At 62.4% G+C, this 12,906-nt stretch carries 14 protein-coding genes; 6 read left to right on the forward strand and 8 right to left on the reverse strand.

Annotation, left to right across the window (positions count from 1 at the left end):
* The first annotated feature begins 29 nt into the window (after nucleotides 1-29).
* On the forward strand, nucleotides 30-377 hold the full coding sequence (locus tag FJ492_RS15400) for a GFA family protein (RefSeq protein ID WP_140770728.1): 348 nt from the start codon (nucleotides 30-32) through the stop codon (nucleotides 375-377).
* A gap of 112 nt (nucleotides 378-489) precedes the next feature.
* On the opposite strand, the gene FJ492_RS15405 is transcribed toward FJ492_RS15400, so the two are convergent.
* Entirely contained in the window at nucleotides 490-1,704 is a 1,215-nt protein-coding gene (locus FJ492_RS15405; RefSeq protein ID WP_140770730.1) for an MFS transporter, read from the reverse strand.
* 177 nt (nucleotides 1,705-1,881) lie between these two features.
* Here FJ492_RS15405 and FJ492_RS15410 point away from each other — a divergent pair, with 177 nt between their 5' ends.
* The gene (locus tag FJ492_RS15410) at nucleotides 1,882-2,853 is read left to right on the forward strand and encodes an AraC family transcriptional regulator (protein ID WP_140503102.1); all 972 of its coding nucleotides are present in this window, start codon (nucleotides 1,882-1,884) and stop codon (nucleotides 2,851-2,853) included.
* A 118-nt stretch (nucleotides 2,854-2,971) separates the two neighbouring features.
* A complete protein-coding gene (locus FJ492_RS15415) occupies nucleotides 2,972-3,403 on the forward strand; it encodes a DUF4437 domain-containing protein (RefSeq protein WP_140503104.1) in 432 nt (143 codons plus the stop codon).
* A 6-nt stretch (nucleotides 3,404-3,409) separates the two neighbouring features.
* Here FJ492_RS15415 and FJ492_RS15420 read toward each other — a convergent pair whose 3' ends face one another.
* The 7 genes from FJ492_RS15420 to FJ492_RS15450 all read right to left on the reverse strand — a co-directional run bounded on the left by FJ492_RS15420 (nucleotide 3,410) and on the right by FJ492_RS15450 (nucleotide 10,136).
* On the reverse strand, nucleotides 3,410-4,513 hold the full coding sequence (locus tag FJ492_RS15420) for an ABC transporter ATP-binding protein (protein WP_140503105.1): 1,104 nt from the start codon (nucleotides 4,511-4,513) through the stop codon (nucleotides 3,410-3,412).
* The gene (locus FJ492_RS15425) at nucleotides 4,513-5,616 is read right to left on the reverse strand and encodes an ABC transporter ATP-binding protein (protein WP_140503107.1); all 1,104 of its coding nucleotides are present in this window, start codon (nucleotides 5,614-5,616) and stop codon (nucleotides 4,513-4,515) included. Before FJ492_RS15425 ends, FJ492_RS15420 begins: the two co-directional genes overlap by 1 nt.
* Nucleotides 5,613-5,843, reverse strand: coding sequence for a hypothetical protein (locus tag FJ492_RS15430; RefSeq protein WP_140503109.1), 231 nt, complete (start codon nucleotides 5,841-5,843; stop codon nucleotides 5,613-5,615). The genes FJ492_RS15425 and FJ492_RS15430 overlap by 4 nt, the downstream gene beginning before the upstream one ends.
* Nucleotides 5,840-6,799 (reverse strand): carbohydrate ABC transporter permease, encoded by a 960-nt coding sequence (locus FJ492_RS15435; protein WP_027144637.1) that lies wholly within the window; start codon nucleotides 6,797-6,799, stop codon nucleotides 5,840-5,842. The genes FJ492_RS15430 and FJ492_RS15435 overlap by 4 nt, the downstream gene beginning before the upstream one ends.
* Before the next feature lies 1 nt (nucleotide 6,800).
* Nucleotides 6,801-7,706 (reverse strand): sugar ABC transporter permease, encoded by a 906-nt coding sequence (locus FJ492_RS15440; RefSeq protein WP_015315632.1) that lies wholly within the window; start codon nucleotides 7,704-7,706, stop codon nucleotides 6,801-6,803.
* Nucleotides 7,707-7,775: 69 nt separating this feature from the next.
* Entirely contained in the window at nucleotides 7,776-9,092 is a 1,317-nt protein-coding gene (locus tag FJ492_RS15445; protein ID WP_027144635.1) for an ABC transporter substrate-binding protein, read from the reverse strand.
* 366 nt (nucleotides 9,093-9,458) lie between these two features.
* On the reverse strand, nucleotides 9,459-10,136 hold the full coding sequence (locus tag FJ492_RS15450) for a TetR/AcrR family transcriptional regulator (protein WP_140770732.1): 678 nt from the start codon (nucleotides 10,134-10,136) through the stop codon (nucleotides 9,459-9,461).
* A gap of 139 nt (nucleotides 10,137-10,275) precedes the next feature.
* On the opposite strand from FJ492_RS15450, the gene FJ492_RS15455 reads away from it, so the two are divergent.
* From FJ492_RS15455 to FJ492_RS15465, 3 genes are read left to right on the forward strand one after another with little or no spacing between them, the layout of a single operon-like run.
* Nucleotides 10,276-11,472: a Tm-1-like ATP-binding domain-containing protein gene (locus FJ492_RS15455; RefSeq protein ID WP_140770734.1), complete on the forward strand. Its 1,197-nt coding sequence runs from the start codon at nucleotides 10,276-10,278 to the stop codon at nucleotides 11,470-11,472.
* An 8-nt stretch (nucleotides 11,473-11,480) separates the two neighbouring features.
* Entirely contained in the window at nucleotides 11,481-12,338 is an 858-nt protein-coding gene (locus FJ492_RS15460) for a phosphoenolpyruvate hydrolase family protein (RefSeq protein WP_027144632.1), read from the forward strand.
* Between the two features lie 6 nt (nucleotides 12,339-12,344).
* Complete coding sequence (locus FJ492_RS15465; RefSeq protein ID WP_140770736.1) at nucleotides 12,345-12,761, forward strand: cupin domain-containing protein; 417 nt, start codon at nucleotides 12,345-12,347, stop codon at nucleotides 12,759-12,761.
* The last annotated feature ends 145 nt before the right edge of the window (nucleotides 12,762-12,906 follow it).

Genomic DNA, 12,906 nt, shown 5'->3' on the forward strand with positions numbered 1-12,906 from the left:
TTGCACCTGCCAGCGATAGGAAGATACTGATGCTGTACAAAGGCAGCTGCCATTGCGGCAAGGTTGCGTTCGAGGTGGATGGCGAGCTTGAGGGCGTCGTGCGCTGCAATTGCTCGATCTGCGCCCGCAAGGGTGCGCTGCTATGGGCCGTGCCACGTGACAGGCTTACCCTCGTCGCCTGGGGCGATGACCTTGGCCGCTACACATTCGGCGAGGCGAGAATAGCGCACCGCTTCTGCCGAACCTGCGGCATCCATCCTTTTGCCGAGGACACCAGCGAAGGCGGTGAACGCAGCGCTTACGTCAACATCAATTGCGTCATCGGTCTCGACCCGTCCGCCTTGTCAATCTTCGACTTCGACGGGCGGGCAGTCTAAGCTTCCCAGTATCCCCCATCGCCCGCTATTCGCTCACCGCTGCCTCAAAATAACGGCGGCCCGAAGCCGTAAGGGTTCTCGGGCCGTTGCCAGGGACGACCGTTGGGAGAGACTATTCGGCCTGCTTCGGACCGCGCAGGAATACCACGATGGCAGCCAGCAACGTCGCCGCGCCGCAATAGGCAAAGGCGCTGGCAACGCCGGCATGGTCGACCAGCAGACCCCCAAAGACGGCGCCCATCGCAATCGCCACCTGGAAGGTCGCTACCATCAGGCCGCCGGCGCTTTCAGCCTGGTCCGGCGCTGCCCGCACCAGCCAGCTCTGCAACCCGACCGGCACCGCGCCGAAGGCAAAGCCCCAGCCCGCGACGGCGGCGGCGGCGACCATGGGCGAAGTGCCAAGGATCAGCATCGAGGCGGCCGCCAATGCAATCAGCAGGGGCGCTAGGGCCACCGCGGCCTTGAGGTTGCGCTCGGCCAGGATGCCGCCGGCGATGTTGCCGAAGAAACCGCCTATGCCGTAGGCCAGCAACACCAGGGAGATCGTCTCGATGTTGAGCACCGGCACCTTCTCAAGGAAGGGACGGACATAGGTGAAGCCGGCAAAGTGCCCGGACGCGACAAGCAGCACCACCAGCAGGGCAACCCTGATCGACGGCCGCTCCAGCACCTCGAGCAAGGTGCGGAGGCTCGCGACCCCCATCGGCGGCAGCTTCGGAATGGTGGCCAATTGCACCAGCAGCGCCAGCGCCCCGACGATCGTCGCAATCATGAAGGCCGTGCGCCAGCCCCAGACGTCGCCGACATAGGCGCCGACCGGAGCTGCGGCAACGGTGGCAAGCGACACGCCGGTCAGGATGATCGACATGGCGCGCGGCATCAGCCGCATCGGCACCAGCCGCATCGCCATGGCCGCCGACATTGCCCAGAAGCCGCCAAGGGCCACGCCGTGCACGACACGGGCAAGCAGAAGCATGGACAGCGACGAGGCAAAGGTGGCGAGAAGATTGGACAGGATGAGGAACATCGTCAACATCCACATCACCAGCCTGCGGTCCATGCGCCTTGTGATGATGGCCATGGTGGGGGCGGCGATGGCGCCGACGATGGCGGTTGCCGTCACCGCCTGCCCTGCCACGCCTTCGCTTACGCCCAGATCGCGCGCCATCGGCGTCAAAAGGCTGGCGGGCAGGAATTCGGCGGTGACCAGACCGAAAACGCCAAGGGCGAGCGAGACCACGGCGCCCCATGCGGGCTCGGTTCGTTCATCGGATTCTGCGGGGTTCAGAAGTGCGGCGTCAATGGCGCCTGTCGCGGGGTCGGCCATGGTCAGTCTCCGATGTTTGCAGCGCCACATAGAAACGAACCAGCTCGGGCTACCGTTACACGCCTTGCCGCCATGACTTGGCTATGCGGCCGGTCTTCGGCTTGTTTGCAGCGCAGCATTTGGCTGCAGCGCAACATGGGAGTGACGAGTTGGAGTTTCCATGCTAGAAACACCAGAATGAATTACAATTCGTCCAAAATGACGCTGCCGACTTCTGGTGATCCGCTGACCGACATGCTGCGCGGATTACGGCTCGACGGCGTCGACTATGGCCGCTGCGTGTTGGGCGAGCCCTGGGCCGTTTCGTTCCCCGCACAGAAGGCAGCGCGGTTTCATTTCATCGGCCAGCAGGGTTGCTGGCTGTTCTCGCCGGCCAGGGAGTGGATCGAACTCTCCGTAGGCGACGCGCTTCTGATCCCGCGCGGCGACGCGCATGTCCTGGCCAGCGCGCCCGGCGTGCCCCCGGTGCCGATCGGCCGCTACACGATCGAACCGGTGTGCGAGAACATCTACGACGTCTCCAACGAGTGCGGTGGGCCCAAGACGTTGCTGTTTTGCGGCAGCATGCATTTCAATCTCGACGGCTCGCACCCGCTGCTCGACATGATGCCAAACCTGATGCAGGCGCACAAGTTGATGGCGAACGCGCCGGGTATTCAGCATCTGCTCGACGCGATGGCCGGCGAGGTGACGATGGACCGGGTCGGCTCCGGCGGAATCCTTGCCCGCCTTGCCGATGTGCTCGCCGCCACGATCATCCGCTCCTGGGTGGAGAACGGCTGTGGCGATGCCACCGGCTGGATCGCCGCCGTCCGCAATCCCGACGTCGGCAAAGTGCTGGCAGCCATCCACCTGCAGCCGGATCGCGATTGGAGCGTCGAGGCGCTGGCGCGGATGATGGGAGCCTCGCGCTCCGCCTTTGCCCAGCGCTTCGCCACAGTGGTCGGAGAGACGCCGGCCAAATATGTGCTGCGCGTGCGCATGCACCAAGCCAGGCAATGGTTGGCCCGCGATGGCATGAGGGTATCGGTGGCGGCGGCGAAACTGGGTTATGATTCGGAAGCATCCTTCAGCCGCGCCTTCAAGCGGGTGATGGGCGTGGCGCCGAGCCATCTGCGCCACATTGGTGCCGGCGACGACCCGTCCTGACGTCAGGCAACGAAAATCGCTCCAATCCTTCCCGGCTGGAGGAATTGCCAGGTCTTTTGGACACAGCGTCATTGCCGGCCGGCTTCCGGCGGATAATCTGGTCCGTGGAGGAAATCCCATGGCCAATCATTTCGCACTGCTGGCGCTTGGTGTCCTGTCGGTCATTCCCGGACGCGCCTTTGCCCTCGAGGATAGCTATCTGCCGGCAGGCAAGATCCCTTACGTCGCCGAGGCGCCGGACCAGCCGCAGCGCCTGGGACCACTGTGGGGCGAAAGGGCCAAGGGGCCTGCCGGCACCTTGCTGAAAGTCCCGGGCAACTGGCGCGCTCCTGTTCACGCGCACACCGCCGACTATCGCGCCGTAGTCATCCAGGGTCTATGGGCGCACTGGCAGATGGAAGGCGGTGAGGCGACCAAGGTCGAACTGCCACCTGGTTCCTACTGGACGCAAAAGGCCAACGAGATGCATGACGACGCCTGCCTGTCGGAGACGGAATGCGTGATCCTGTTGATCAACGACACGCCATACGAAACCTATCTGCCAAAATAGCCGCGCTTATGACGCGTGCCGCAGGCTGACCCCACTGCCCTTATCGAACAGCACCACCTTGTCGGGGTTCCATGCAAAGCGCACCGGTTGCTCGATCGCGACGTCGGTCCTGGCCGGCACCGTGGCGCGCAGTGTCGTATCGCCGACCCGCAGCGTCAGGATCTTTTCCACGCCATGGTTCTCGACGTCGTGGACACGCGCCTCGACCGGTGCGCCGCTTTCCAGATAGACATCCTCCGGACGGATGCCGAAGACGAGCGGGCGACCGTCGGTCGCCCCACTCGCCCCAGCCCCCGCAAAGATTTTAGCCGCCCCCGCAAAAGGCAGTTCGAAATTCAACGGCGCCATCACCGCCCGGCCGTTCACCAACCTGCCGTCGATCAGGTTCATCGGCGGCGAGCCGACGAAGCTCGCTACATAGGTGTCGCGCGGATTGTTGTAGATCTCGTGCGGCGTGCCGGTCTGGATGATGCGGCCGTGGTTGAGCACGCCGACTTTGTCGCCCATCGACATCGCCTCGATCTGGTCGTGGGTGACGAACAGGAAGGTAGCGCCGAGCTGTATCTGCAGGTTCTTCAACTCGGTGCGCAGCGCCTCGCGCAATTTGGCGTCGAGCGCCGACAGCGGCTCGTCCATCAGGAACACGCGCGGCTTGCGCACGATGGCGCGGCCGATGGAGACGCGCTGCATCTCGCCGCCGGATAGCCGGTCGGTCTTGCGGTCGAGCAGATGCTCGATCCGCAGCGTGCGGGCGGCGCGGTCGACGCGGTCCTTGATCTCGGCGTCCGGCAGACGGCGGATCTTCGGCTTCAGCGGAAATTCGAGATTCTCGCGCACCGTGTAACGCGGATAAAGCGAGTATTGCTGCAGCACCAGCGCCACGTCGCGCTCGGCCGCGCCCCAGTCGGCAACGTCGACCCCGTCGATGAAGACCTGCCCCTCGCTCGGCTTCTCTAAGCCGGCGATCAGACGCAGCGTCGTCGTCTTGCCGGCGCCCGTTTCGCCGAGCAGGACAAAGAATTCGCCATCGGCGATGTCGAGGTCGAGCCCGGTCAAGGCCGTGTGGTTGCCGAAAGTCTTGGAGATGTTCTTGAGCTGGATATGGGCCATCAGAGCCTCACCTCAAGCGACTTGCCGCTTGACTTGTCGAAGAAATGCGCCTGCGTCGGATCGATCCTGGCAAAGACCTTTTCGCCGGGACCTGAAATGTAGCCACTCTTGGTGCGGGCACGCAGCATCTTGGAGCCGACCTTGAGGTCGACGATGTCGAAGGAGCCGAGCGGTTCGACGATCTGCGTCTCGACGGCCATGAAGCCATCGGCCGCGTCACGGCGAATGAGCACCCCTTCGGGCCGAATGCCGAGCGCCAGGCTGCCACTGGCATGGCCATTGAGCTTCGACAGCAATGTGCGGGGAAACTCGAAGCCGGAAGCCGCTCCACCGACCGAGACCGAAACGGAAGACGCCGTCTCGGCGACCGCCGCGTCGGCGACGTTCATCACCGGGCTGCCGACGAACTGGGCCACGAACAGGTTGGCCGGACGCGAATAGACCTCGTCGGGCGTTCCCACCTGCTGCAGCACCCCCTCATGCATGATGACGATGCGGTCCGCCAGGCTCATCGCCTCGATCTGATCGTGCGTGACATAGATGGTGGTCGAGCCCTGCTTGATGTGCAGCCGCTTGATCTCGGCCCGCATCTCCTCGCGCAGCTTGGCGTCAAGCGCACCGATCGGCTCATCCATCAGCATCGCCTTCGGCCGCCGCACCAGCGCCCGGCCGATGGCGACGCGCTGCATGTCGCCGCCTGAGAGCGCCGACGGTTTCTTGGCCAACAGGTCCAAGATTTGCAGCGTTTTGGCGACCGAACGTACTTCCTGGTCGATCTCGCTTTTGCTCTTGCGCGTGGCGCGGAGTGGAAAGGCGATGTTCTCGTAGACGCTCATATGCGGGTAGAGCGAAAACGACTGGAACACCATGGCGATATCGCGGTCGGCCGCCTTCAAATGCTGGACCGGTTTGCCATCGATGAGGATATCCCCCTCATCGATGGTTTCCAGCCCGGCGATGGCGCGCAACGTCGTCGTCTTGCCGCAGCCGGACTGGCCGAGCAGCACGATGAACTCATTGTCCGCGATCTTGAGGTTGAGGTCCTTGATGACCTGGACGGCACCGAAGAATTTCTGGACGCCGCGAAGCTCGATCTGGGTCAATGCTGTGCTCCCGGATTTCGCGCATCCGCGCCATGGCCGGTGCCGGCCTGTTCCTCGGGTGCGATCTTCGAGGTGATGTTGAAGCCGATCAGCCCGATCAGGATGATGGTCAGGCCATAGGCGTGCAGCAGCATGTTCCAGGGCTGGCAGAGGGCCACGATGCCGAGCACCATGAGTATTTGCGAACCCGGTTCCAGATATTTCTGATTGATGGCGCGAAAGCTCATTTGCGGATTGCTCCGAAGGACATGCCGCGCAAGAGATGATTGCGGAGCAGGAAGGTGAAGATGGCGACCGGCAGCAGGAACAGGAAGGTTCCGGCGGCGATCACCGTCCAGTCCGGCAGGCCGGAGCCGACCTGGCTGGGAATGAACGGCGGTGCGGTCTGGGCGCGGCGGTTGGTCATGATCAGGGCGAAGGCATATTCGTTCCACGCCGTGATGAAGCAGAAGACGGCGGTGGCCGCGATGCCGGTGGCGGCCTCCGGCAGCACGATCTTGAAGAAGGCTTCCATGCGGGTGTAACCATCGACCAGTGCCGCCTCCTCATATTCCTTCGGGATTTCATCCATGAAACCCTTCATCAGCCACACCGAGAAGGACAGGTTGAAGGCGGTGTAGAGGATGATCAGCCCGATGTGGGTATCGTTGAGGCCGACCGCGCGGTACATCAGGAACATCGGGATCGCCACCACCACGGGTGGCAACATGCGTGTCGACAGGATGAAGAAGAGCAGGTCCGCCTCTCCCTTCACCTTGAAGCGCGAGAACCCATAGGCGGTGAACGTGCCCATGCCGACCGCCAGCACCGTCGATGTGATGGCGATGATCAGCGAGTTCAGAAAGCGGCTCGGATAGCCGGACCACTGCACCTGGCCCTTGCCGTCGCGCACGATCTTTTCGCCACCGTCGAAGACGACGCGCTCCCACCATGGGGCCGCCGCGTACTCTTCCGGCGACGGCGGACTGCGCAATTGAGATCGCTTGGTGAACAGCTTCACGAAGGGCGATATCTCCGGCTGAAAGACGACGGTCGGCGGAATGGTCGTGGCAAGATTGCGCGGCTTGAACGCCGTTGATGCGATCCAGTAGATCGGCGCCAGGAATATTATCGTCACCAGCAGCACGGCGACGATGGCGACGCGGTTGAAGGTGATTTCGGAAGAAGTGCGGACGGCGGCCATCTCAGCGCTCCTTCACCTTGTTGAGGTATTTGACATAGATGTTGGTGATCGCCAGCACCATGATCAGCACGATGTAGGCCATCGCGCAGGAGCGCCCGGTCTGCCATTCCTGGAACGCCATCTTGTAGAGCCGGATCGAGATCAGCTCGGCCGTCGGCTGGCTGGTCAGGATGTAGGCAAGGTCGAAGGTCTTGAACGCTTCCATGGTGCGGAAAATGACCGCGATCATCAGGATCGGCGCGACCAGCGGCAGCGTGATACGGAAGAAGGTGTAGAACGGCCCGGCGCGGTCGATCGCGGCGGCTTCGTAGAGATGCTTCGGCACCGCCGACAGGCCGGCCAACGACAGCAGCATGACGAAGGGTGACCACATCCAGATGTCGGTCAGCGCGACGGCGTAAAGCGCCATCTTGGGGTCGGCCAGCCACTCGAAATTGCCGAGCCCGAGCGCATAGTTGATGACCCCCCATGACGGGTCGTAAAGCAATTTCCAGAACAGCCCGACGACCGCCATCGACAGCATCATCGGCAGCAGCAGCAGTGTGGTGATAAGACCCTTGAGCGGAATATCCCGGTTGAGCAGCATTGCCACGCCGAAGCCGACGAGCAACTGTCCGACGACCGAGACAATCACGTATTTCGCCGTGATGGCGAAGTTCGACCAGACATAGGGGTCGTTGAGCAGGTCGCGATAGTTCTGCAGCCCGACGAAATTCGCCGGCGCGTTGGTCGACGCGCGGAAGTCGGTGAAGGAATAGCCAAGCGAGTAGATCAGCGGGAAAATGTTGAAGACGATCAGGAACAGAACCGTCGGGATGATGAAGAGATTGCGGATGGAAATATCGCTCAGGCCGCGCGCCGCGGCACGCGAGGATCTGTCGAGGGTGGTGATCATCGTGGTCGCCAAGACCCTGCTCCCGGTTCAAGAAAAAGAAACGGAGGAGGCGACACCGCCCCCTCCGCGGGACATGAATGATTATTGGCCGCGGCCGTATTTCTTGAAGGTCGCGTTCCAGTCTCCAGCCAAGGCGTCCAGCGTTTCCTTGGCGGTGCCACTGCCGCCGATTATGTAGGGATAGACGCGCTGGTTCAGCTGCTGCAGCAGTTCGGCATATTCCGGCACCGCCCAGAAGTCCTTCACCTTGAACATGGTCTCGTAGAAGGCCTTGTTGTAGGGCGTGGCGTTCTGGAACTCAGGCGACTTGAGCACTGCCTGGCTGCAGGTATAGCCGCCAAGGGCCGCCCACTTCTTCTGGGTCTCGTCCTTGATGAACCATTCGAGGAACTTCATCGCCTCTTCCTGCTTCTGCGAGTACGAGATGACGGAGATACCTTGCCCGCCGAGCGCGGCGAACTGGTCGCCATTGGGACCGGGAGGGTTGGCGAAGAAGCCGGTGTTCTTGGCATTCGGGTTCGACGCTTCGTTGATCAGCGACGGGAAGAACGCGAAGAAGTTCATGCTCATCGCGGCCAGGTTTTCCGTGATTGCCTGGTTGTCCTCGACGAAGAACGATTTGGCCCAACCCGGAGGCGTGAACTTGTAGAGTTCCTTATAGGCATCGAGCGCGGCCACCGCCTTGTCGGAGTTGATGTGACCATCGACCTTGTAGGTCGTGTAGTCGCCCAACTCACCGCCATAGGAGAACAGCGCGTTCTCGAAGCCCATCGCCATCGCGTCGTAGGAATTGTCGGTGTAGATGGCGATGCCGTATCTCTTCTGATCCGGCCGGTGGAAGAACTCGGCGATGTCGCGCAGCGCCTTGAAGTCCTTCGGCACGTCGAGGTCGTAGCCGTACTTGGCCTTGAAGGCTTCCTTCTCCTTCGGATCCTCGAACCAGTCCTTGCGATAGGACCAGCCGACGGCATCGCCCTCGAGCGGGATCGCCCAGTATTTGCCGCTGTTGCCGGGATACTCGGCATAGTATTTCACCGTCGCCGGTGCCATGACGTTGCCAAGATCATGCTTCTTGAAAAAGTCGGTCAGGTCGACATAGTGGCCGCCGGTGGAGCCGGCGCCGAGCCACTGCGAGTCGCCAACGACTAGGTCATAGGCGTCGCCATGGGCGTTAAACTCGGTGAAGGCCTTGGTCTGGAAGTCGGACCAGGGCGTAGTCTCCACCGTGATCTTGACGCCGGTTTCCTTCTCGTACTCGTTGCCGAGTTCCTGCAGGTAATTGGCCGGATCCCACTCCGCCCAGAAGATGGTGAGCGACTTTTCCTGCGCGTAGACGGATGTTCCGCAGGCAAGCGTTAAGCCGATACCAGCAAGCACGCTGGTCACTAACTTGCGCATAATGATTTCCTCCCTTGTGCGTATTCTACCTTGTCTTGCGAGCCGGCGACGGAGCTGGCCCTGGTAGTTCCTCCGGTGGTCGCGCTTTCCGAAATTCGGAGCCTCCTCGCTCTGTCCGGAAATGGGTCGCAGCCCTCACTTTCGATCCGCTTTTCTTTCCAAATCTGGTATTACCAATTATGAATGCCCGTCAAGCCCTTTCTTGCGCAACGATGCCTGCCAAAGCCGTCGAATTTCAGACTTATCCAACTGTTTTCTCTGTATTTTCCTACTCATTGATATGCTTTGGCCTCGTGCGGACTTTTACATGGCTGGTATTGTCAGTGGTCGACGCGCTAATCTGGTAGAACCAGATTAGCGCTATTCCTATGTCGTCGCCAGCGTCATCCCAAGCGTATCGGTGGCCGACTCCGCGATCGCCGCGCGCACCAACGCACTCGCCGCCCATTGCGCGACCGACATCGTCCGGGGGCTGTCCAGCCCCCATATATCCTTGAGCACGATCAGCACCTCCACGCCGAAGATGAGCGACAGCGCCTGCGCCAGCCGCTTGAAGTCGCGCGGCGGCAAGCGGCCCTTGAGCGGCGCGAGCGCCTCTTTCAGCAATTCGACGCGATGGCCGCGCGTGAAGGCAGGCTCGCCGCCCAGCGTACCCGCCTGGCGTCGCGCCCATTGATCGAGCGACAGCTTCAACGCTGCCTTGAATGTCGCCTCGAAGGCCTCGATGCGCGGCATGGCCGTATCGAACAGTTCTGCGACCCGGCGCTCGGCGTCGGCGGCGGTGGATTTCCAGGTGAGGATCGGCCCGAGTCCCTCGTCGACGACCGCCTGCACCAAGGCTGCCTGGCTCGGGAAATAGCGATAGGCGGTGGCGCGGGAAACCTCGGCCGCCTCCGCCACCTCGCTGACCGAGGGCGTCGCCCCCGCCTGCATCAGCCTTGTCGCCGTCTCCAGCATCAGCCGTTTCGTACGCGCGCGGGGTCCGCGTTCGGCTCTCTCACCGGTGTCTTCGTTCGTTGCGGGTTGTTGACGTGAGACACTCATACCAATACGATACGCGCGTCTCAGAAAATTGCAATGGCAGCCCCTATCCTGGAGTGGCTATGTTGACGCTTTATGGCGCACAAAGCTTTCATCTGCTGAGCATCACCACCTTTGGGCCAGCCAGCACAGGGGGGCGCAGATGAAGCGCGTCTATGTGGTGGGCACGGCCGATACCAAGGGCGAGGAACTCGGCTTCCTCGCAGATGCGATCGCAGCCACGGGCGTCGTCGTTTGCCGTGTCGATATCGGCACGCGAGGCGCGACCGTGCCGGTCGACGTCTCGGCTGAGGAGGTCGCCGCCTGTCACCCCGATGGCCGCGGTGCGGTGCTCGGCATCAACGACCGCGGCAGATCGGTTGCGGCGATGGCTGGGGCATTCACGCGTTTTGTCCAGTCGTGCACCGACATATCAGGTGTGGTCGGCATTGGCGGTGGTGGCGGCACCTCGATCATCACCGCGGGCATGCGCGCGCTGCCGCTCGGCCTGCCCAAGATCATGGTCTCGACGCTCGCTTCGGGCGACACCGCTCCCTATGTGGACGTATCCGACATCATCATGATGCCATCGGTGACGGACATGGCTGGCCTCAACCAGCTGTCTCGTGTCGTCCTGCACAACGCCGCCCAGGCGATAGCGGGCATGGCAGGCAATCCGGCGACGGCAGCGGACGGCAAAGCATCGATCGGCCTCACCATGTTCGGCGTCACCACGCCTTGCGTGACCGCAATCGCCGATCAATTGCGCGACATCTACGACTGCATGGTCTTCCATGCCACCGGCACCGGCGGCCGCAGCATGGAGAAATTGGCCGACAGCGGCCTGCTGTCGGGTGTCATCGACATCACCACAACGGAGGTCTGCGACCTGCTGTTCAATGGCGTGCTGCCGGCGACGCAGGATCGTTTCGGTGCCATCGCCCGCACCGGACTGCCCTATGTCGGTTCGGTGGGCGCGCTCGACATGGTCAACTTCTGGGCGCCTTCGACCATTCCGGAGCGCTATCGCGGCCGGCTGTTCTATGAGCACAACCCGAACGTCACCCTGATGCGCACGACCGCACAGGAATGCCGCGCGATCGGCGAATGGATTGGTACAAGGCTCGCCCATTGCGAAGGTCCAGTGCATTTCCTGATCCCGGAAAAAGGCGTCTCCGCACTCGATATCGAAGGCGGCGCCTTCTTCGATCCGGAAGCCGATGCCGTCCTGTTCGACGCCATCGAGCGCACCATCAGGCCGGCTGCGAAGCGCCGCGTCACTCGCCTGCCGCTGCACATCAACGATCCCGAATTCGCCAGGGCCGCGGTCGCTGCCTTTCTCGATATCGCCAGACAGTGAGCCCAAACATGCCAGCCATACCGCGCAAGGACATATTGAAGAAATTCCGGGGAATGATCGACAAGGGCGTGCCGATCGTCGGCGGCGGTGCCGGCACCGGCCTGTCGGCCAAGGCAGAGGAAGCCGGCGGCATCGACCTCATCATCATCTATAATTCCGGCCGCTACCGCATGGCCGGACGTGGCTCGGCCGCGGGCCTGCTCGCCTATGGCAATGCCAACGAGATCGTCAAGGAGATGGCCTATGAGGTCTTGCCCGTGGTCAGACGCACGCCCGTGCTGGCCGGCGTCAACGGCACCGATCCCTTCGTCATCATGCCGCTGCTGCTGGCGGAACTGAAGACGATGGGCTTTTCCGGCGTGCAGAATTTCCCGACCATCGGTCTCTTCGACGGCACCATGCGGCAGAGCTTCGAGGAGACCGGCATGGGCTTCGGCCTCGAGGTCGACATGATCGCCGAGGCGCACAAGCTCGATCTCTTGACCACGCCCTATGTCTTCACCCCCGAAGAAGCCCGCGCCATGGCCAAGGCCGGAGCCGACATCGTCGTTGCCCATATGGGTGTGACGACTGGCGGCTCGATCGGCGCCACCTCGGCCAAGTCGCTCGACGACTGCGTCGTTGCCATCGACGCCATTGCCGAGGCCGCGCGCTCGGTACGCAAGGACGTCATCCTGCTTTGCCATGGCGGCCCAATCTCAATGCCCGACGATGCGCGCTACATCCTCTCCCATGCCAAAGGCCTGCACGGCTTTTATGGCGCGAGCTCGATGGAACGGCTGCCCGCGGAAGCCGCGATCGCCAGGCAGACAGCGGATTTCAAGGCGCTCGGCGGCGAGAAGACCGCCAAGAAAAAGAAGGGATGATGAGAGATGGCCGACAAGAGCAAGGTGTTTGTCTACCCGAAGGACGTCAGCGCCTTCGGTTTCGACTGGGGGAAATTGTCCCTGACCGTTGCGCCCGAAGTGAATGGCGCGACCCGCTTTTCCGGCGGCGTCGTCGACCTGCCCTCGGGCAAGGGCCATACCCGCCATAACCATCCGGGCGCCGAGGAAATCATCTTCGTCATCTCGGGCCATGGCGAACAGATGGTCGAGGACGAGAAGGGCAATCCGGTGGTCGAGAATGTCGGCCCCGGCTGCACCATCTATGTGCCGGAAAGCCGATTCCACTCGACGCTCAACACTGGTGACGGGCCTATGCAGCTCTTCGTGGTTTATGCGCCGGCGGGACCGGAGCTTGTGTTGCGTGAATTGCCGGATTTCAGGCTGATCCCGGCGGGACAGTGATGATCTGCTCGGGGCGGCGCCGCCCCTCATTGTCCTGCCGGACATTTCTCCCCGTAAAGTGACGGTGAGAAGGACGCTACACCGATGCTTTCGTCAATTTTCAACGGTGCAGGACGAGCGCGGAGGTTGCGACAGCTCCCTTCTG

This window comes from Mesorhizobium sp. B2-5-4 (assembly GCF_006441095.1).
GTDB lineage: Bacteria > Pseudomonadota > Alphaproteobacteria > Rhizobiales > Rhizobiaceae > Mesorhizobium > Mesorhizobium salmacidum.